General features: G+C 42.1%; 23 protein-coding genes and 1 other annotated feature. Of the genes, 5 read left to right on the top strand and 18 right to left on the bottom strand.

What is annotated here, in order from left to right; genetic code table 11:
• Positions 1–2: 2 nt before the first annotated feature.
• The 13 genes from N1I86_RS14510 to N1I86_RS14450 all read right to left on the bottom strand — a co-directional run bounded on the left by N1I86_RS14510 (position 3) and on the right by N1I86_RS14450 (position 10,417).
• Complete coding sequence (locus N1I86_RS14510; protein WP_003355218.1) at positions 3–422, bottom strand: stage V sporulation protein AB; 420 nt, start codon at positions 420–422, stop codon at positions 3–5.
• The gene (locus N1I86_RS14505) at positions 415–1,035 is read right to left on the bottom strand and encodes a stage V sporulation protein AA (protein WP_040341908.1); all 621 of its coding nucleotides are present in this window, start codon (positions 1,033–1,035) and stop codon (positions 415–417) included. The genes N1I86_RS14510 and N1I86_RS14505 overlap by 8 nt, the downstream gene beginning before the upstream one ends.
• A gap of 186 nt (positions 1,036–1,221) precedes the next feature.
• On the bottom strand, positions 1,222–1,986 hold the full coding sequence (gene sigF / locus N1I86_RS14500) for an RNA polymerase sporulation sigma factor SigF (RefSeq protein ID WP_003355220.1): 765 nt from the start codon (positions 1,984–1,986) through the stop codon (positions 1,222–1,224).
• A 12-nt stretch (positions 1,987–1,998) separates the two neighbouring features.
• Positions 1,999–2,439, bottom strand: a complete 441-nt coding sequence (gene spoIIAB, locus N1I86_RS14495) for an anti-sigma F factor (RefSeq protein ID WP_341096891.1) — start codon at positions 2,437–2,439, stop codon at positions 1,999–2,001.
• A 1-nt stretch (position 2,440) separates the two neighbouring features.
• Positions 2,441–2,791 carry an anti-sigma F factor antagonist gene (spoIIAA, locus tag N1I86_RS14490; protein ID WP_003355223.1) on the bottom strand — a complete coding sequence of 117 codons (351 nt, stop codon included), beginning with the start codon at positions 2,789–2,791 and terminating at the stop codon, positions 2,441–2,443.
• Between the two features lie 140 nt (positions 2,792–2,931).
• Positions 2,932–4,113: a D-alanyl-D-alanine carboxypeptidase family protein gene (locus N1I86_RS14485; protein WP_003355224.1), complete on the bottom strand. Its 1,182-nt coding sequence runs from the start codon at positions 4,111–4,113 to the stop codon at positions 2,932–2,934.
• Between the two features lie 180 nt (positions 4,114–4,293).
• On the bottom strand, positions 4,294–5,598 hold the full coding sequence (locus N1I86_RS14480; RefSeq protein ID WP_003355225.1) for a pyrimidine-nucleoside phosphorylase: 1,305 nt from the start codon (positions 5,596–5,598) through the stop codon (positions 4,294–4,296).
• 133 nt (positions 5,599–5,731) lie between these two features.
• Positions 5,732–6,937, bottom strand: a complete 1,206-nt coding sequence (gene deoB, locus N1I86_RS14475; RefSeq protein WP_050807392.1) for a phosphopentomutase — start codon at positions 6,935–6,937, stop codon at positions 5,732–5,734.
• A 233-nt stretch (positions 6,938–7,170) separates the two neighbouring features.
• Positions 7,171–8,064: a site-specific tyrosine recombinase XerD gene (gene xerD / locus N1I86_RS14470; protein ID WP_003355227.1), complete on the bottom strand. Its 894-nt coding sequence runs from the start codon at positions 8,062–8,064 to the stop codon at positions 7,171–7,173.
• A 6-nt stretch (positions 8,065–8,070) separates the two neighbouring features.
• Entirely contained in the window at positions 8,071–8,289 is a 219-nt protein-coding gene (locus N1I86_RS14465; protein ID WP_003355229.1) for a YqzK family protein, read from the bottom strand.
• A gap of 142 nt (positions 8,290–8,431) precedes the next feature.
• Positions 8,432–8,908, bottom strand: coding sequence for a ferric iron uptake transcriptional regulator (gene fur / locus N1I86_RS14460; RefSeq protein ID WP_003355230.1), 477 nt, complete (start codon positions 8,906–8,908; stop codon positions 8,432–8,434).
• A 111-nt stretch (positions 8,909–9,019) separates the two neighbouring features.
• Complete coding sequence (gene spoIIM / locus N1I86_RS14455; RefSeq protein WP_003355231.1) at positions 9,020–9,655, bottom strand: stage II sporulation protein M; 636 nt, start codon at positions 9,653–9,655, stop codon at positions 9,020–9,022.
• Between the two features lie 210 nt (positions 9,656–9,865).
• Complete coding sequence (locus N1I86_RS14450) at positions 9,866–10,417, bottom strand: NUDIX hydrolase (protein WP_003355232.1); 552 nt, start codon at positions 10,415–10,417, stop codon at positions 9,866–9,868.
• A 242-nt stretch (positions 10,418–10,659) separates the two neighbouring features.
• Here N1I86_RS14450 and mciZ point away from each other — a divergent pair, with 242 nt between their 5' ends.
• Together mciZ and N1I86_RS14440 are read left to right on the top strand one after the other, a co-directional pair.
• Entirely contained in the window at positions 10,660–10,785 is a 126-nt protein-coding gene (gene mciZ, locus N1I86_RS14445) for a Z-ring formation inhibitor MciZ (RefSeq protein WP_003355233.1), read from the top strand.
• A gap of 64 nt (positions 10,786–10,849) precedes the next feature.
• Complete coding sequence (locus N1I86_RS14440) at positions 10,850–11,761, top strand: aldo/keto reductase (protein WP_341096888.1); 912 nt, start codon at positions 10,850–10,852, stop codon at positions 11,759–11,761.
• Between the two features lie 179 nt (positions 11,762–11,940).
• Here the strand turns inward: N1I86_RS14440 and N1I86_RS14435 are convergent, their stop codons facing one another.
• Complete coding sequence (locus N1I86_RS14435) at positions 11,941–12,180, bottom strand: YqkE family protein (protein WP_003355235.1); 240 nt, start codon at positions 12,178–12,180, stop codon at positions 11,941–11,943.
• 161 nt (positions 12,181–12,341) lie between these two features.
• Here N1I86_RS14435 and N1I86_RS14430 point away from each other — a divergent pair, with 161 nt between their 5' ends.
• On the top strand, positions 12,342–13,256 hold the full coding sequence (locus tag N1I86_RS14430) for an alpha/beta hydrolase (protein ID WP_270583132.1): 915 nt from the start codon (positions 12,342–12,344) through the stop codon (positions 13,254–13,256).
• Positions 13,257–13,291: 35 nt separating this feature from the next.
• On the opposite strand, the gene N1I86_RS14425 is transcribed toward N1I86_RS14430, so the two are convergent.
• The 3 genes from N1I86_RS14425 to N1I86_RS14415 all read right to left on the bottom strand — a co-directional run bounded on the left by N1I86_RS14425 (position 13,292) and on the right by N1I86_RS14415 (position 15,364).
• Positions 13,292–13,621 carry an iron-sulfur cluster biosynthesis family protein gene (locus tag N1I86_RS14425; RefSeq protein WP_003355237.1) on the bottom strand — a complete coding sequence of 110 codons (330 nt, stop codon included), beginning with the start codon at positions 13,619–13,621 and terminating at the stop codon, positions 13,292–13,294.
• 147 nt (positions 13,622–13,768) lie between these two features.
• Positions 13,769–14,092 carry a YolD-like family protein gene (locus N1I86_RS14420; protein WP_341096884.1) on the bottom strand — a complete coding sequence of 108 codons (324 nt, stop codon included), beginning with the start codon at positions 14,090–14,092 and terminating at the stop codon, positions 13,769–13,771.
• 15 nt (positions 14,093–14,107) lie between these two features.
• A complete protein-coding gene (locus N1I86_RS14415) occupies positions 14,108–15,364 on the bottom strand; it encodes a Y-family DNA polymerase (RefSeq protein ID WP_327802861.1) in 1,257 nt (418 codons plus the stop codon).
• 183 nt (positions 15,365–15,547) lie between these two features.
• Here N1I86_RS14415 and N1I86_RS14410 point away from each other — a divergent pair, with 183 nt between their 5' ends.
• Positions 15,548–15,724 carry a YqzH family protein gene (locus N1I86_RS14410; RefSeq protein ID WP_003355241.1) on the top strand — a complete coding sequence of 59 codons (177 nt, stop codon included), beginning with the start codon at positions 15,548–15,550 and terminating at the stop codon, positions 15,722–15,724.
• A 100-nt stretch (positions 15,725–15,824) separates the two neighbouring features.
• Here N1I86_RS14410 and N1I86_RS14405 read toward each other — a convergent pair whose 3' ends face one another.
• Positions 15,825–16,619: an SDR family NAD(P)-dependent oxidoreductase gene (locus tag N1I86_RS14405; protein WP_003355242.1), complete on the bottom strand. Its 795-nt coding sequence runs from the start codon at positions 16,617–16,619 to the stop codon at positions 15,825–15,827.
• Between the two features lie 258 nt (positions 16,620–16,877).
• Positions 16,878–17,090 (top strand) — a binding site (T-box leader).
• A 62-nt stretch (positions 17,091–17,152) separates the two neighbouring features.
• Here N1I86_RS14405 and proC point away from each other — a divergent pair.
• On the top strand, positions 17,153–18,022 hold the full coding sequence (gene proC, locus N1I86_RS14400) for a pyrroline-5-carboxylate reductase (protein WP_341096883.1): 870 nt from the start codon (positions 17,153–17,155) through the stop codon (positions 18,020–18,022).
• Positions 18,023–18,092: the final 70 nt, after the last annotated feature.

The raw sequence follows: 18,092 nt of genomic DNA, 5'->3' as shown, positions 1-18,092 counted from the left end.
CGCTATAGCCGGGCAAAATACATCCAATGAAACAGCGATCCGGCCACTTTTCCTATCACGATCGCCATTAATAGCCATACGATTTGATCATCAACGCCTATTCTTTTCGCTAAAATCGGCAACACGTTCGTGACTTCTGTCAGCGCAGCCGCAAGCATTCCAATAAAAATCCCGTACATAAGCCCAATTGGAATCAAAAACGCCGGAAAAAAAGAATATGTCACTTTCCATAAACTGATCAAACATCCGAACAATGCTCCAAGCACGATCGCCCATTCATAATAGCTAATCTTGTTGACGGTTTTCGTCAGCTGAGTAAGACGCGGCACAATTCCCAGCACACTTAGAAAAGCGACGAATCCTCCTCCGACAGATAAGCCACCAGCAAGCCCGACAAAGGCTGCTATCGCCTCTTTAATCATCTTTCAGTTCCTTCATGCTTTCTTTGTTTTCATGTACAATCATGTATTGGTCTAAATCTTGCTGGTAATTGAACATTTCGACTTCCAAAGGGCTCGGTTCTTCGTTAATCCGTTTTTGAAAGACATGATTGAAGAATAAAATCATTCCCACACCTAAACCAAGCGAGTACGGAATTTGGAAAATCAGCGGATTTTGATCCTCTTTTCCCGTGATAATTCGATACAGCTCCCTATGAACTTTTCCCATGCTCACATCTTCATGAAAGTTCATAATGGTAAAAGCCGCTCCGATAAATAACAGCAGCCAGACGCTGATAAACAAGAGCGGGGAAGCTTTCTTTTTCTTATAAATCACTTCTACAATCGTCTGAGCCGGCCCGATGGTCTGAACATCTGCCTGTGGAAATACTTTCAAAACTTGATCAATTACCTTGATGACATCGATAATAATAAAATTTTTATCCTCTTTTCTAATCTGATAAATGGGCAAGTTTTGCAAAGTGTTCAAATACGGTTCTGGAGCAATAATTTGAGCAAGATCTTTTAATAATAGTTTTTGCAACTCGGGACATTGTAGCTTGTTTCTCATCCGAATGTAGATTGTTTTTTCCATAGTTTTACCACTTCCTGAGCGATCAGTTTGTTTCTGTTCATAGTATGGGCCGTTTTGGTTATTTTTTTCAATCCAATAACTGTCAGTCATCCTAAACATATGGTATCCATCCATTGGCAAAAGCCCATGGAATTTGATGCAAGATAGGAAATCAACCATTTTGAACAAAAAAAAGCACATGAATCGTTATGATTGATTCATGTGCGTTCTCATTTGAATTAAAATCTTTTTCTCAAGCCTTGACACTTGCACTTGAGATATTCCCAGCCTTTCAGCCACTTCAGATTGCGTCTGATCTTTATAATAGCGCAAATAGACAATCAGCCTTTCCCGTTCATCCAATTCACGGATCGCCTCTTTTAGCGCCATTTTATCAAACCATTGCTCATCATTTTGATCGGCGATTTGATCCAGCAAGGTAATAGGATCACCGTCATTTTCATACACTGTTTCATGAATAGAGGTAGGCATTTTGCTAGCTTCTTGCGCCATAATGATTTCTTCCGGCGAAAGATCTAAATGCGCTGCCAATTCGTTGATTGTAGGAGCCCGCCCCAAACGTTTCGTTAATTCATCCTTTGCTTTGCGTACTCTGTTTCCCATTTCTTTCAAGGAACGGCTCACTTTTACTGTACCGTCATCTCTTATAAACCTTTGTATTTCCCCGATGATCATGGGGACCGCATAAGTCGAAAACTTCACATCGTATGTCAAATCAAATTTATCTACAGATTTTAATAATCCGATACAGCCAATTTGAAACAAATCATCCGGTTCATATCCCCTGTTTAAAAAACGCTGTACAACAGACCAGACTAGCCGCATATTTTTTTGGACAAGGAGCTCTCTTGCCTCTTGATTGCCTTGCTGGCTCTTTTGGATCAAATCTTTCACTTCATGATCTTTTAAGATGGATGGTTTACCTTTATCCTTTTTCAATTCCACGTCCATAGGCACGACTCCTTAGTTACACAATGCTTTACTGTTGGCGATGTGTTTGGTCAATCGAATCGTGGTGCCTTTTCCAGGTTGTGAGATCACTTCGACTTCATCCATAAAATTTTCCATAATCGTAAAGCCCATGCCTGAGCGTTCCAATTCAGGCTTTGTTGTAAACAAAGGTTGGCGAGCTTCTTCGATATTGGCTATCCCAATCCCTTCGTCCCGTATGACCATGTCGACGACGCCATCTTCAATGGCGACAGAAATATAGATGATTCCTGCAGGATTGTTTTCATATCCATGAATGATGGCATTCGTCACAGCTTCTGACACGACCGTTTTGATTTCCGTCAATTCATCCATCGTCGGATCCAGCTGTGCAATAAAAGCAGCCACCGTCACTCGAGCAAATGATTCATTTTCGCTAATAGCACTAAATCGCAAACTCATTTCATTTCGCATTCTACGCTACCCCCAATCTTACCAAAGCGCCTGTCTCTGATTGTTCCAATCGAATGATTTTGAACAGTCCCGACATTTCAAACAGCCGCTTGACAGATGGAGATATGGCGCAAACGACCATCTCACCATGTTTTTGCTGAATTTGCTTATATCTGCCTAGTATGACACCGAGTCCGGAGCTGTCCATAAAGGACAAATGCTCCAAATTCAAAACGATATGACGAATATCGTATGCTTCGATGGTTTCTGACGCCTGTTTTCTCAATGATTCAGCCGTGTGATGGTCCAATTCGCCACTTAATCGAATGCAGAGCACATCCGTTTTCACTTCCATATCAATCGCAAGACTCACAGCGTTTTCCTCCTTTAATCCTTTGCTAGTGAGTCAATTCGACTTATGAATCATGGAATCCTTCTCCATGACAAAAATAGTATCTATTCGCCAGAACCAGTGGATTTTATACAAAAACCTCCATCTTCTAAATCAGAGTTTTATTCCTCCGCCTTTGTAAATAAGTTAAACGCTTTCTTGTAATATTGCCACCAGCCGGCTTTTGCTACATTCTCTTCGCTGATCAACGGCGTTTTAGACAAAATTTTTCCATCTTTTTTCAAAACGAGTTCACCAATTTTGTCGCCTTTATGAACAGGTGCCTTTATATCTTTTTTCAGGTGTATATCCCTCTGCAGCTTATTCAACGCCTCGCCTTTTTTAATAAGAACCGAGACGCTTTCAGCCGTTTTGGCATCAATTTTGGATTTTTTACCTTTGGAAATTTTGACTTGCCCCAACGTTTCTCCCTGTCCGTAAATCGGGGAAGTTTCATAGCGCGCAAAAGCATAATCCAGCATTTTGGAAATTTGTGTATTTCTTGACTTTGGAGTAGGTGCTCCAAATACGACTGCGATGACGCGCATATTATTTTTTTTCGCTGTAGCAGTTAAACAATATTTCGCATCGTTCGTAAAACCGGTTTTCAAACCATCTACTCCCGGATAATGTTTGACTAGCTTATTCGTATTGACGAGCCAAAATTTTTTATCGGTGTTTTCACGGAGATAGGATTCATAAAGCCCCGTATATTTTGTAATTTGTGGGTACTTTAACAGCTCTTTTGCCATCAAAGCCATATCGTAAGCAGAACTGTAATGGCCTTTTGCCGGAAGCCCAGTCGGATTTTGAAACTTGGTATCTTTCAATCCCAACTCCTTGGCTTTTTTGTTCATCATTTTCACAAATTCTTCTTCGCTCCCCGCAATATGCTCTGCCATTGCAATAGAGGCATCATTTGCAGATCCCACCGCGATGGCCTTTAGCATTTCTTTCACCGTCATCTCTTCACCAGGCTCCAAGAAGACTTGTGACCCCCCCATGGAAGCCGCTTTTTCGCTTGCTCTTACTTTATCATTCCAATGAAGGCGCCCTTCTTGTATAGCTTCCATAATGAGAATCATCGTCATAATTTTGGTCATAGATGCCGGAGGAAGCCGTTCATGGCTGTTTTTGTCATAAAGAACCGCTCCTGTATCTCTTTCAATTAAAACAGCGGATTTCGCTTCATCAGCAAGTTCCGATTTTGATCCATCCTTTTGCTTTTCTTCTGCAAAAGCAAGTGATGACATAGATGATATCCATAGGAACAAAGCCGCGAAGACGATCAAGAATCGTTTCATTTTTCTACCCTCCATTTGTTTTGTAAGCTATCTAAACCCATCTTTTCCAGTTTCATAAAATTTATGCAAAGTTTTCCTGAAATAAATAAAAAGAAAAGACCGACCTCTCCGCATCCCAGACAGATCTGTCTATTGAGGAATTGGGAGAAGCCAGCCTCATAAAAGCGATGCTAGCCGTTTTTATTTTGAAATGACTTCGTATATTAACGTCGGTGCCGTCACTTTTTCTTTGGAAATCTTGATGCTTTCATATAACTTTTCTTTTACATCTTCAACATCTTCGCGATTGCTGTATATGGTGACGATCGATTCGCCTTTTTTGACTTCGTCGCCGATTTTTTTCTTCAGTACAAGACCCACTGCCAGATCGATTGTCGATTCTTTTGTGGCTCTTCCTGCCCCCAGCCACATTGCTGCCGTTCCAATGCTGTCCGCTTCCATCTCTGCTATATAACCGTCTTCCTTAGCAGGCAAGTCGATTTGGTACTTTGCCTGCGGCAGTTTATTCGGTTGATCCACTACAGAAGCATCGCCTCCTTGGGCAGCCAAGAAAGTTCTGAACGTTTGCAATGCTGATCCATTTTGAATGGACGTAAGCAGTTTCTCACGCGCTTCTTCCAGCGTATTTGCTTGTTCTGCCAGCAAGACCATGTAACTGCCTAAAGTTAAACAAAGTTCGGTTAAATCTTTCGGTCCTTCCCCTTTTAATGTATCCATCGCCTCTTTTACTTCCAATGCGTTGCCGATCGCATAGCCAAGGGGCTGACTCATATCCGAAATGATGGCCATCGTCTTACGTCCAACTTGATTGCCGATGCGAACCATCGCTTCCGCAAGCTGACGCGCCTCTTCCCTTGTTTTCATAAAGGCACCCGCCCCGGTTTTGACATCCAGTACAATGGCATCGGCACCTGCGGCGATTTTTTTGCTCATAATGGAACTGGCTATCAGCGGGATACTGTCTACCGTAGCCGTTACATCTCGGAGAGCATATAATTTTTTATCTGCAGGCGTTAAGTTCCCGCTTTGCCCAATAACAGCCAATTTATTTCGGTTTACGAGTTCTATAAATTCTTGATTGTCAATTTCTACGTGAAAACCTGGTACAGACTCTAGTTTATCAATGGTGCCGCCGGTGTGGCCCAAACCGCGCCCGCTCATTTTAGCAACCGGTACGCCAACCGAAGCCACAAGCGGTCCAAGTACAAGCGTCGTCGTATCGCCCACTCCTCCAGTAGAGTGTTTATCGACCTTGATTCCGTGAATCGCCGATAAATCGATTTGATCACCGGAACGCACCATCGCCATCGTCAAATCTGCACGCTCTCTTTCTGTCATTCCCTGAAAAAATATGGCCATTAACAACGAGCTTACTTGATAATCCGGAATTTCTCCTTTTGTGTAGCCGTTAATAAAAAATTGAATTTCTTCTGTAGAAAGCTCATTTCCGTTTCTCTTTTTTTCAATAATATCTACCATTCTCATCTGTTCTCACCGCTTTTGAACGATTTCAATGTTATTTTATACTTCGTTCCATCCATCGCTTTTTCATGCTTTTCCTGATGAAATTGCCGTACAATACCCTTTCATGAGGGCAGAACCATTTGATCCTGTTCATTCATTTTAAATAGGGTAAAAAGCTTTCCCCATGCTCCGGCATACGGACTTGGAAATTATCCGCCACAGTTGCCCCGACGTCTGCGAACGTTTTTCTGATCGGCAGCTCGTTTCCTCCATGAAAACGTTTGGAGTAAACGAGCAATGGCACAAATTCGCGTGTATGATCCGTTCCGTGGTGAATTGGATCATTGCCGTGGTCCGCCGTGATAATCAACAAGTCTTCATCCGTCATTTTGTCGAATACTTCAGGCAATCTGGCATCAAATTCTTCAAGTGCTTTCCCGTATCCGATCGGATCCCTGCGATGACCGTATAAAGCATCAAAGTCTACCAAGTTGATAAAACTCAAACCGGTAAAATCTTGATCAAAGACCGAAATGAATTTATCCATTCCATCCATATTGGATTTGGTCCGAATGGCTTCGGTCACCCCTTCGCCATTATAAATATCAGAAATTTTCCCAATCGCGATGACATCGAAGCCGCTGTCTTTCAATTCATTCATAACAGTACGGCCAAATGGCTTTAACGCATAGTCATGGCGATTGGACGTTCTAGTAAAATGGCCCGGTTCACCGATGAATGGGCGTGCAATCACCCGTCCCACTTTATATTTTTCATCTAACGTCAACTCTCGGGCAATTTCGCAAATTTTATATAACTCATCCAACGGTACAATCTCTTCATGGGCGGCAATTTGTAAAACCGGATCTGCAGACGTATAAACAATCAAAGCCCCGGTTTCCATATGTTCTTTTCCCAGTTCTTCTATAATGGCCGTACCGCTAGCCGGTTTGTTTCCAATCACTTTCCGACCTGTTTTTTCTTCCAATTGGCGAATTAATTCCTCGGGAAATCCATTCGGAAATACCTTAAAAGGCTTGTCAACTCGGAGCCCCATGATTTCCCAATGCCCTGTCATCGTATCTTTTCCTTTTGATGCTTCTTGCATCTTTGTATAATAAGCCAGCGGTTTTTCTGCTATTGGAATTCCTTTTAACGGTCTTATATTACTTAAGCCCAACTTCGCCATATTCGGCATGTTCAAGCCATTCATACGCTCTGCGATGTGTCCAAGCGTATCTGCGCCTTTATCGTTAAATTTTTCAGCATCGGGAGCTTCCCCTATTCCTACAGAATCCATCACGATTAAATGAACACGTTTATATGTACCTTTTTCCACCTGTACAACCTCCTTATCCATCGATGTCATGACTTGATCGCAAACCGGTCGATCAGGTTTCCACCCGCTTTAATCAATCGATTTCGGATCAAGAGCCCCCTTTTTAAAACGATTTCATTTCTTTATCCAGCAGTTTCTTCCTCATTTTCATAAAGACCGGCTTCCTCGGTTTCTCTTCATTGCCACCAAGTCTACTTACATTTTAACCTATGCCCGTTTTCAAAAACAACTTGTAATGGAGGTTGACCGGTTATTTACGCTCTCGGATGGAATTTGGAATACACTTCCCGCAAACGCGTTTTGGTGACATGGGTATAGATTTGAGTAGTGGAAATATCCGCATGCCCCAGCATTTCCTGTACAGCTCTTAAATCGGCTCCGTTTTCCAGCAAATGAGTGGCAAAAGAGTGCCTTAGCGTATGGGGGGTTAATTCTTTTTCAATATTCGCTTTTTTGGCCAGACCTTTTAATATTTTCCAAAACCCTTGCCTTGTCAGCCTGTTTCCATGATGATTCAAAAATAAGGCATCTGTCCGATATTTTTTTGATTGCATATTTGGACGGCCGTATTGCAAATATTGATCCAGTACATGAAGAGCCGTTTTTCCGACCGGAATAATTCTTTCTTTATTTCCCTTTCCGATGCAGCGCAAAAATCCCATTGTGAGATGAAGGTCGTCTAAATTCAAGTTTACCAGCTCGCTCACGCGTATCCCGGTAGCATAAAGCAGCTCCAGCATGGCCGCGTCTCTCAATCCCGAGGGCTTAGATCTATCCGGAGCCTCTAGAAGCGCCTCCACTTCTGACAATGTCAGCACTTTCGGCAGGGAACGTTCAAGATGAGGGGATTCTATATGAACAGAAGGATCTTGATCCGCCATTTTTTCTCTTAACAAAAATTGGTGAAAGGAGCGAAGAGAAGCAACATGCCTTGCCAATGTTTTGGCGGATTTCCCTTCTTTTCTCAAGTGGTTAAGAAATTGAATGATATGAATTCTAGTGATCTGATTCACATCGGTGATTTGCTCCACCGTTTGCAAGTAATGCAAATAGCTTTTCAAATCCCGTTCATAAGAAACGATTGTGTTTTTGGCCAATCCTTTTTCCACAATTAAAAAGTGAAGAAAATCTTGTAAATAGTCATTCACAGCCCATTACTCCCCATCATGATAAAAAAGTAGCAATCGATCTTGCCAATGAACATGATTGTCTTCCACGGATTGAAAAACTTTGACCGCGGAACCTTTTGGCTTTTCGTATCGATGATTCGTTTGATACTCTTGACTTATCCATATAATACCATAGTAAAAGAAAATCGTGCATCCTGTAAAAAGTAGAAACACTTTAATTGTCTGCCAAATCGTTCGAAACATTCACATGCCTCCCGGACCATAGCTTGTCTCGCCAAAAAACAAATCGTTTTTATTACAGGCTATGACGATTTTATGGAGGTTTATACATCATTCTTGAAATTTTATGGAGAAAATAAAAAAACCTTCCAAATAATGAAGGTTTTTAGTTGGCATGCTGTTTTTCACGATTTTCTTTTTCCGCTTTTTCTTGGCAACGATGGCAAATGCCGTGAAAAGTAAGCCTATGGTCTTTAATCTTAAATTTCCAGCGTTTTTCAACGATCGCTTCTACTTCTTCCAGTAAATCTTCTTGGATTTCATCCACTGCTCCACATTCAATACAGACAAGGTGATGATGGAAATGGGCTGCCCCTTCTTGCCGAAGATCGTATCGGGAGACGCCATCGCCAAAATTGATTTTGTCTACCACTTTTAATTCCGTTAAAAGTTCCAGCGTTCGGTAAACAGTCGCAAGCCCTATTTCTGGTGATTTCTCTTTCACTAGGAGGTAAACATCTTCAGCGCTTAAATGGTCGGCTTCATTTTCCAATAGCACCCGAACCGTCGCTTCCCGCTGAGGTGTTAGTTTATAACTTGCGGAATGTAATTGTTTTTTGATTCGTTCAATTCGGCTTTCCATTTATGTTTTCCCTCCCTAGCCGATGTCCTTCTTATTATAACAAAAAGGGAGGAATAAGCAAAATAAAATCATTTTCATTTGATAGCAAAAGATATTCTTTTTTAAGAATCATTATTTTAATACCATTTTCATTAAGCTAGGCGATAAGTAAGCTTCGATGCTTGCCGCGATGGTCACGATCCCAACCGCAATGATAAAATAGATCACATATCGCGAAAACATCGGCAAAATAGGAAAATGCCCTGACTGATGGACGAAGATTTTTTTGATCAATTGCAAAGAAAACGCGACAGCTGATGCCGCTATTAAAATAAAAGCGGGTATGATAAACAAATTTTGAGGAAGCACCGCCGCAATACTAACTAAGAATCCCTTCCAGCCCATCTGATTCACTAAGAAACCGACGGAAAAGCCGACGACAATTCCTTTCATAAACAAGAATATAAAAATCAACGGCAAGCCGATAATGGAAATGCCAAGCACCCATATAAGCCCTAAATATTTTAAATTATGCCAAAAACTTTGCTGAAAAAGGTCTTCGCTCGCAGCGATATTTCCTTTGGAAACTTGTCCAAAAAACCGCTGCAAATAATAAAACAAATCTTCTTTTTGGACGTACGAAAGGCTGTTGACAATCACCGCGCCAAATACGATCCCCATCAGAAAAAGCGTCATGATAAACAAATAAATTGAGGAATTGGCTTGTACATGTTGAACGATAGAATGGGACGTGGTCTTTTTCTGCATATGTTTTCCTCCTAAATTTAGTTACTACACTGTATGCTGTCCCATTCTGTTTTATACCCAAAAAGCGTCCTGAGTCATCAGAAGCTAAAAAACGTCCGACAACGTCCATATCTTTAAGAAAAAGTTTAAAAAGAAGCTCACCTAACTTTCGGCCAGCTTCTCGATGGTGTTTGCTTTTTTATTATTTCTTATGGAAGATTCGCGATAGGTTCAGAGACGATTGCCTTTTTTTAATTTCAAATACTGTATCGCATAAACCGTTTTCGCATCTGCTATTTTGTTTTCTTTTATATATTGTTCTGCTTCCTCCAAAGTCATTTCCATCAATTCCACAAATTCATCTTCATCAGCGGCTTTGGCATTCTCTTTTTTGCTTAATCCTTCTGCCAAATACAGATGAACGATTTCATTTGCAAATCCCGGTGACGTGTAGAATGAAATAATATGGGTTAATTTTTCGCATACATAGCCGGTCTCTTCTTCCAATTCTCGGTGAGCAGTTTGTTCCGGGTCTTCCCCCGGTTCCAGTTTTCCCGCCGGAATTTCCACGAGCGTCCGTTCCAACGGCTTTCGGTATTGTTCCACCATCACAATCTTTCCATCTTTTGTAATAGGAAGGATGGCTACGGCTCCGGGATGCTTGACAATTTCCCGCTTCGATCGTTTTCCATCCGGCAGTTCCACTTCGTCTACTTGAACTTTAATAATCTTTCCTTCAAAAATGGGTTCCGTTGACAATGTTTTTTCTTCCAAACGCGACATTTTCACCACTCCTCTTTTCATGGACCCCTTTGTTCTATTCTGCTTTTCCCATCATAAAGTGTACCATAAAGCGATTACCGATCTGTGGTGTTTTCTTGATATCGGCTAAAAATCGGAAACTTTCCAAAATGACATCACTATGGAAACAAACACATTTCTCTAAATAAACAAAAACGGTGTGGAGGATTTGGCTGCTGCTGTTCCACATTTTGCGGAAATAAGCGGTACCGGGAGGATAGAAAATGAGAGTGTACATAGGAGAAGAAAGACTCATACTGACAGGAAAAGCGCGGGAAATTTGCTTTATGCTAAAACAATACGCCAAACATCATATATGGGTAACAGAATTGCTGAAAAAGCGACTCTAAAAAGAACATTGTCTTCTCTTTTCTCGATTCGATATTATAAAAGAAAAAGGTGGTGTTATATACCATGGAAAAAAGACAGCTGGGCCGTTCCGCTCTTATGGTCAGCAAATTAGGGCTGGGATGCATGTCTTTAGGCACCGATGCAAAACAAGCAAGAACGATTATAGAAGCAGCTCTTGATGAAGGAGTCAATTATTTTGACACGGCCGATTTATATGATTACGGCGAAAACGAAAAAATAGTCGGACAAACGTTAAAAAGTGTGCGAGATCAAGTGATCATCGCAACAAAAGTGGGAAACCGCTGGAATGATAAAAAAGACGGCTGGCATTGGGACCCTAGCAAATCTTATATCAAAGAAGCAGTGAAAGACAGCCTTCGCCGTTTAGGCACCGATTATATCGACCTTTATCAATTGCACGGAGGAACGATCGACGATCCGATAGAAGAGACCATTGAAGCTTTTGAGGAGCTGAAAGCAGAAGGAATCATCCGGTATTACGGCCTTTCCTCCATCCGTCCGAATGTGATTCGCGCATACGCCAAACACTCTGACATTGTCAGCGTCATGATGCAATACAATCTTTTAGACCGGAGACCGGAAGAAGAAGCTCTTCCGCTTCTGCACGAACATCAAATCAGCGTCGTCACGCGCGGCCCTGTTGCCAAAGGACTGCTGAGCACACGCTGGCGCGAAAAAGCAGATGACTCCGGATACTTAAATTATTCCTATCCGGAATTGAAAAACCTCCTATCGTCAATCGAAGACTATTTTCAAAACACTCGGACTCTAACGGAGGTTGCTCTTCAATTCAACTTATCCCATCCCGCAGTGGCTGCTGTCGTTGTCGGAGCCAGCTCTGTTGAACAACTGAAAGAAAATGTTCGGGCTGTTAATCGTCCGCCGCTTTCTGAAGAAGAATACTCTTTCTTAAAGAAGATGACCAAAACTGACCTGTACGAACAGCACCGCTAAACCTCAAGGGGAGGCGTGGAAGATTTTTGCGCGGCCTCTCTTTAATCCCTTTCAATATCCTGATTTGATTCATGTTATGTACTTTTCAGCAAGAAAGGAAGCAACGGCCAATCTCGCAGATTCCCGCTTCCTTTCCGTTGAGGAATGATCGGCCTGCCAGCCGTGTGCAGGCAGGAATTTTATTTAAAATTCTTCCAATCTAATCGGCTTTCATTCAGCAATTCTTCAAAACTTTTATTTTTTTCTCTTCTTTTTCTTTCTTCGCGCTTTTTTTCTGCTTCTGCTTTTTTCTTCATTTCTTCCTGCTTTTCAAGTTCTTTTTGCGTCATCTTTAGCTGCTTTAATATTTCTTCATTGAGAGCGTCTTTTAATGTTAGCTGGGATTCTTGATCGACTTTCTTTTCCTTTGCCTTTCTCATGACGAACTTCCTTTCTTCTGTTCTTTCTTTCATCATACCGAATTCGGCTTTCAAACAAAAGATTTTCACTTTGCTATATCGATTTTCTTTCCCCGACAGCATCACTTCCGGCAGTGCAGGGAATCTGCTATACTTAGTTCAACCTTAGGGAGGGATGAAAAATGAAGAAATGGAAATCGGGATTAACTGCTTGTTTGGCTGCGGCTGCAGGTGTTGGATATTATTTTTCCAATCGCCTTTTATACATAAAGAAAAAGGATGATCCGTTCATTTTAAAACGGGAAATGGATGCAAAACAGTTTCACCCTGAGGAATTTAACCGGCTGCCAAAAGAAGAGTTTTGGATTTCGTCGCCATTTGGTTATTCGTTAAAAGCAGTCTTGATCCGCCCGTATCCTCATAAAAAATTTATGATCTTTTGCCACGGTGTGACAGAAAATAAAATCAGTTCAATCAAATATTTGAATTTATTTTTAAAACTGGGTTTCAACGGCGTGATTTACGACCACCGCCGCCATGGAGAATCGGGCGGCAAAACGACTAGCTATGGATTTTATGAAAAGCATGATTTAAAAGCCGTAGTAGACGAGCTGATCAAACGGGAAGGCGACGGCGTCTTTTTCGGGATCCACGGCGAATCGATGGGCGCCGCGACCGCGCTTTTATACGCAGGCGAGATTGAAGACCGCGCCGATTTTTATATCGCTGACTGCCCTTTCTCTGATTTTCGCAAACAAATCGCCCGCCAAATGAAACAAGAATTAGGATTTGCCCCTAAGCCGCTTGTTCAACTTGCGGAATGGTCGGTATTATGGCGGGATGGTTTTTCTTTAAAATCGATTTCTCCCCTTGCCGCGGTCAGTGCTATTCACCATCCGGTTTTATTTATCCATAGCGAAGAAGACGATTATATTCTTCCGGATATGTCAAAAGAATTATATGAACGGAAAAAAGGGCCTAAAAAATTGTATTTGGCTAAAAAAGGAGCCCACGCCCGTTCCTATCTCGAAAATCCGGAAGAATATGAAAATGTGGTTCGGGAGTTTTTGCACGATACTGTCGGCCTCCCGCTTTAACTCTTTCATCTTGACTGCAAGGCCCTCTTTTCCCGTTAATCTCGACCTGTCTTATCCACTAACGTCATCCAACCATTTAAAATCTCGTTCGCACTTTTTAATTGAAATGTGCCGTTTGGATTCCAATCAAGCGTTAAGCAATCATCAAAAAAGAGTTTTTTGGATTTTTCCACTAAAATAGGATATTTATTGGTTTCGACTACTTCATCTTCTTGATTCTTGGAATCGACCAGCCATAAAACGGGCACACCGTCGACAGAGCAGCCGCATCCTTCTGTGTCATAATGCAATTTGATGTAACTGGATGGTGTTTTCATTTTTTGTTTTAAAGCTTCTGCAGCTTTTTCCGTTATGGTGATGTTCATCGTTTTTTCCCCTTTCTTTCAAGTGGAGGCGTGCTCCCGTTTCGGATCCATTCAACCTCCGCTTTCAACTCATTTGCAAAATGATCTTTCACGAAAATCCATAACCGTTTTCTGCTGAAAGAGCATTTGGATGGAGGACTTCTCTTATCAGTATATATCAATAATCGTATTGAGTGGGATAGAGTGAACTTTTCCGGTGTGATCTGCCAAATGAAGGGTTTGTTCCTGTTCGTTGCAGGAATGGATTATACCGGTTATTTGTTGATAGCGGCGGTGGAAGTAATAGGTGATCGTAACAGTATGATGAAATTCCATCGCTTCAAGCAGCGCCTCGTTTAAAAATTCAAGCTGCTGCTCATCCAGTTCTTTCTGCGGTTCCGCTTGATCTTCTTTTACCCATTGGCGCAGCATTCCCACATGTTCAGGAAGCATCATGGATGTCCATTTTATATTTCCTCTGTCCTTGATCATGACAACCCCTTCTTTCTATATTTTGTGTCCGCCCATTAATCGAGCGCGCCTTCTTGATGTTCCTGCTTCGGTATAAGAAACGGCCCTAAGCAAAATATGGGATCCGTATTTCCGACGCAAGCGGTCGACGACATAGCCCAGCTGTTTTTGTCGCCAACGATTTGGTTCAAATAAACTTAATTGTAATTCGCCGTCATCGGACAAATGAGAGAGTGAAACAGAAATTTGCCTTACGGTCTGGCCGTTGTAATGTTCGCGGAATAATGCCAAGCACGTTTCGTACAGTTCCATTGTGGAATTCGTCGGCTCTTCCCTCGTCCGGGAACGGGCAAAGCCTCCTCCGTTTTCTTTATGGCTAAACCCAATGCTAAGACTGATCGTTTTTCCGACTTTTTTATGTTCCCTTGCTCTTCTGGCTACTTCTTCACACATCTCCAACAATACGTGTTGAATGTCTTCTTCTCTTGTATAATCTTTCAGCAAAATTTGACTGTTTCCGAAACTTTTCTGATTTTCAGAAACAAGAGCGCCAATATGGGACAAATCAATTCCCCAAGCATGGTAGTAAAGCTGAACTCCCATGATGCCAAATTTGGCTTTCAGTACATCTAATGGGTAGTTCGCCAGCTGTCCGACCGTAAAGATGCCCATGCGATTGAGCGTTTTCTCCAGTCGTTTTCCGATTCCCCACATACTGCTCAAAGGAGAAACCGGCCACAATTTTTCGGGAACATCCTCATATGTCCATCTGGCAATTCCCGTTTTTTTCGCTTCCAAATCCAAAGCCAGCTTTGACAAAAGCATATTGGAGCCGATTCCAATCGCAGCAGGCAATTGAAACTCCCTTTCAAGATCATCCTTTATTTTTCTGGCGATCGTCTCGCTGTCTCCCCACAAATGAAAAGCTCCATCCACTTTTACAAAACTTTCGTCCACGCTATACGTTTGAATCGATTCTTTCGGAACGTATCGATTAAAGACTTTCGTAATTTCCGTTGAAATGCGTAAATACGTTTCCATATTCGGCTCAACCAGCACAATCCTCGGATCATCCGGAATTTCAAACAACCTGGAACCGGTGCGGATGCCAAATTCTTTTTTCAGTTTTGGAGAAGCGGCCAGAACGAGGCTTCCCTTCCTTTCTTTATCGCTAATGACCGCCAAGTAGCACTCCAGCGGATTCAAGCCGTGCATGACAGCCGCACAGCTGGCATAGAAGCTTTTAATATCGATACAAAGAATATTTTCCTTTGGAAGCGCCAAATCATTCACTCGCTTTTGCCACCCCTTTGTTAGCGAACGTTTGTTCTAATATATTCTTTATTCTAGGGGAATATACGTTCTGCATCAATTTATTTTCAATGGAAAACCACTTAATAATTGCCAAAATCGGTTTATAATAATCAAAGGGATTGATCTCCGCCGGATACGGGGATTAAGGCAGGTGATAGATAGATGGAAAAGATGATTATCCTTATGATTCAAAAAAAACTGCAGCAATATAAAAGTCCGGAATTGACCGATAAGGAACTGAAAGATCTTGCAAAAGAAGTGATGATCAGGCAGAAATCCGAGAAAGGAGAACTGCATGAAATCACGGAAGATGTGGTTTACGAATATATAACCAAGTAAAAGCGATCCTCCCCTAATTCAAGAGGCTTTCAACCGCAATCCGCTTCTAATATTTTCAAAAAGAAAAAGGCAGCCCTTTCTAGAGCAGCCTTTGAAGAAACTATTTTTTAAAAAATGCGTTTTTGCCAACCTTTTCTACAAGCCGAGGAAACAGCGTATAAAAAACGCTTCCGGCGTTCATCCATCTTGGAAGATTAATTTCGCGGGTATTCGTGAGCATGGCAGCCACCACTTTTTCGGCCACTTTTTCCGGCTTCAACATAAAGCGTTGGATATTTTGCACATAAGTGCCGGAACGATCAGCAATTTCAAAAAAGTTGGTCGCAATCGGCCCGGGGTTAACCGTTGTCACAAAGACGCCGTATGTAGAAAGCTCCATTCGCAAACTGTTGGAAAACCCTAGAACGGCATGTTTTGTCGCCGCGTAAATGCTCGATTTGGGCGTTGCGATTTTCCCGGCCTGAGAGGCGATATTGACAATGTGGCCGGAACGATTTTTTTGCATATGCTCAATCACCATCTGTGTACAGGAAATTAATCCGAGCACATTGACGGCAAACATCCTTTCGATGTCTCCCCATTTGGCAAGATGGGCTTCTTCAAAAATCCCGAAACCAGCATTATTGACTAAAACATCTATCTTTCCGGCCTCTGCAAAAATAGCCGAAAAAACCGCTTCAACATTTTCCCGTTCAGAGACGTCCAAAGAATGGATCCACACTTTATTGGAATAGCGGGATTCAAGAAAAGACTTCAGTTCCTCCAGCTTTTCTACCCGACGAGCAAGCAGCACAAGATTAGCCCCGCTTTCTGCCGCTTTGATCGCCATCTGTTCGCCGATCCCGCTTGAAGCGCCGGTTATCACCACGTTTTTTCCGTGAATCCGCGGATTCATAAAATACTTCACCTCCATAAGGAAATATGGCAGGATTGCTACCCATCATCATACCATTTTTCCGCTCAATAAAACACAAAATGTTTAGAATGTCTAAGGGCGTTGGAAACAACTTTTCATACATAATCATTGGCTGGGAACCGTGGCAAAAGTGCTGTTTTCTTCATTCAAAAGCGCTTCTAATCGTCAGTTTTTTCCGAAAATAACCCTTGACAATGAGGTCTTTTTTTTGCATAATTTTGTAATAATCGTGTGAAGCAAAAAGCAATGAATAAGGCCAGTAAATAGAAAATGATGTAAGAGAGTGAAGCTCCTGGGCTGCGAAGCTTCATCATCCTCTTTTCTATTGAACCTACCTTATGAGCTGTCAAGATACTTGACCGTTTATCCCGCGTTAACGGAAACGAGCGTGCAAATGATTCCATTTGCAAATAAAGGTGGTACCACGGAAGATTCCCTTTCGTCCTTTTAAAGGATGAAAGGTTTTTTTATTTGAAATAGAAAAAGGCAAAAAATATTCCCATCATCTGCTCTTGACTAAAAACGTTCTAAAGGAGGAAAACAACATGAAAGTCGTCTTTATCGGCGCCGGTTCTATGGCAGAAGCCATCATTGCCGGCGGACTCAGCCAAAAGGCACTGACAAAAGAAGAAGTAATTGTGACAAATCGATCCAACCAAAAACGTTTGCAAGAATTAGAGGAAAAGTACGGCATTTCCTCTTGTGGCCGGGACCGCCTTGACGAAGCTTTACGGGAAGCCGATGTCGTCATCTTGGCTATGAAACCAAAAGACGCCAAAGAGGCGCTGGAAGCGATCAAGCCTCACGTTCCTTCCACTGTACTTGTTATTTCCGTGCTTGCCGGTGTATCCATCTCTTTTATTGAGGAAACGTTGGAAATTCCTTGCGCCGTCGTCCGCGCAATGCCTAATACTTCAGCCGCAATCGGGCAATCAGCAACTGGAATCGTATTGAACCGCCATGTAACGGAGCAGCAGCAAAAATACACCTTGAATCTTTTCTCAGCCATTGGCTTAACGGCCATCGTAGAAGAAGATCAGATTGATGCCGTAACCGGTTTATCAGGAAGCGGCCCTGCTTATATTTATTATCTGGTAGAAGCGATGGAAAAAGCAGCCGCTGAAATCGGCTTGGATGAAGATACCGCCAAACCGTTGATCATCCAAACTTTATTAGGAGCAGCGAAAATGCTTTCGACAACCGGACAAAAAGCAGAAGATTTGCGCAAAGCAGTGACCAGTCCCGGCGGCACCACTGAAGCCGGCCTGCGCGTCTTAGAAGAAAGACAAATGAGAGAAGCTGTGATCGATTGCATCAAAGCCGCGACTGCTCAATCCAAAAAACTGGGACTTCCTTTTCTAAAACAAATATCCAACCGGTAAAGTCACTGCTGCCTTTCATTCTTGCAATACTGAGGATGTTTTCTCTTAAAGGGCTGATCCGTCAAAAAAG

The organism is Bacillus sp. FSL W8-0116 (assembly GCF_038003825.1).
Taxonomy (GTDB): Bacteria; Bacillota; Bacilli; order Bacillales; family DSM-4216; genus Bacillus_O; species Bacillus_O smithii.
Note: the sequence above shows the minus strand (reverse complement) of the source record. Positions and strands in the feature narration are given on the sequence as shown.

Coding starts and splice junctions, on each gene's coding strand:
- N1I86_RS14440 (WP_341096888.1), top strand. CDS start 10,850: ATGGAAAAAAGACAGCTGGGCCGTTCCGCTCTTATGGTCAGCAAATTA.
- N1I86_RS14480 (WP_003355225.1), bottom strand. CDS start 5,598: ATGAGAATGGTAGATATTATTGAAAAAAAGAGAAACGGAAATGAGCTT.
- N1I86_RS14465 (WP_003355229.1), bottom strand. CDS start 8,289: ATGTTTCGAACGATTTGGCAGACAATTAAAGTGTTTCTACTTTTTACA.
- N1I86_RS14410 (WP_003355241.1), top strand. CDS start 15,548: ATGGAAAAGATGATTATCCTTATGATTCAAAAAAAACTGCAGCAATAT.
- fur (WP_003355230.1), bottom strand. CDS start 8,908: ATGGAAAGCCGAATTGAACGAATCAAAAAACAATTACATTCCGCAAGT.
- spoIIM (WP_003355231.1), bottom strand. CDS start 9,655: ATGCAGAAAAAGACCACGTCCCATTCTATCGTTCAACATGTACAAGCC.
- N1I86_RS14435 (WP_003355235.1), bottom strand. CDS start 12,180: ATGAGAAAGGCAAAGGAAAAGAAAGTCGATCAAGAATCCCAGCTAACA.
- spoIIAB (WP_341096891.1), bottom strand. CDS start 2,439: ATGCGAAATGAAATGAGTTTGCGATTTAGTGCTATTAGCGAAAATGAA.
- deoB (WP_050807392.1), bottom strand. CDS start 6,937: ATGGATAAGGAGGTTGTACAGGTGGAAAAAGGTACATATAAACGTGTT.
- N1I86_RS14510 (WP_003355218.1), bottom strand. CDS start 422: ATGATTAAAGAGGCGATAGCAGCCTTTGTCGGGCTTGCTGGTGGCTTA.
- N1I86_RS14420 (WP_341096884.1), bottom strand. CDS start 14,092: ATGATCAAGGACAGAGGAAATATAAAATGGACATCCATGATGCTTCCT.
- N1I86_RS14425 (WP_003355237.1), bottom strand. CDS start 13,621: ATGAACATCACCATAACGGAAAAAGCTGCAGAAGCTTTAAAACAAAAA.
- N1I86_RS14505 (WP_040341908.1), bottom strand. CDS start 1,035: ATGGAAAAAACAATCTACATTCGGATGAGAAACAAGCTACAATGTCCC.
- N1I86_RS14430 (WP_270583132.1), top strand. CDS start 12,342: ATGAAGAAATGGAAATCGGGATTAACTGCTTGTTTGGCTGCGGCTGCA.
- mciZ (WP_003355233.1), top strand. CDS start 10,660: ATGAGAGTGTACATAGGAGAAGAAAGACTCATACTGACAGGAAAAGCG.
- N1I86_RS14450 (WP_003355232.1), bottom strand. CDS start 10,417: ATGTCGCGTTTGGAAGAAAAAACATTGTCAACGGAACCCATTTTTGAA.
- sigF (WP_003355220.1), bottom strand. CDS start 1,986: ATGGACGTGGAATTGAAAAAGGATAAAGGTAAACCATCCATCTTAAAA.
- N1I86_RS14485 (WP_003355224.1), bottom strand. CDS start 4,113: ATGAAACGATTCTTGATCGTCTTCGCGGCTTTGTTCCTATGGATATCA.
- N1I86_RS14405 (WP_003355242.1), bottom strand. CDS start 16,619: ATGAATCCGCGGATTCACGGAAAAAACGTGGTGATAACCGGCGCTTCA.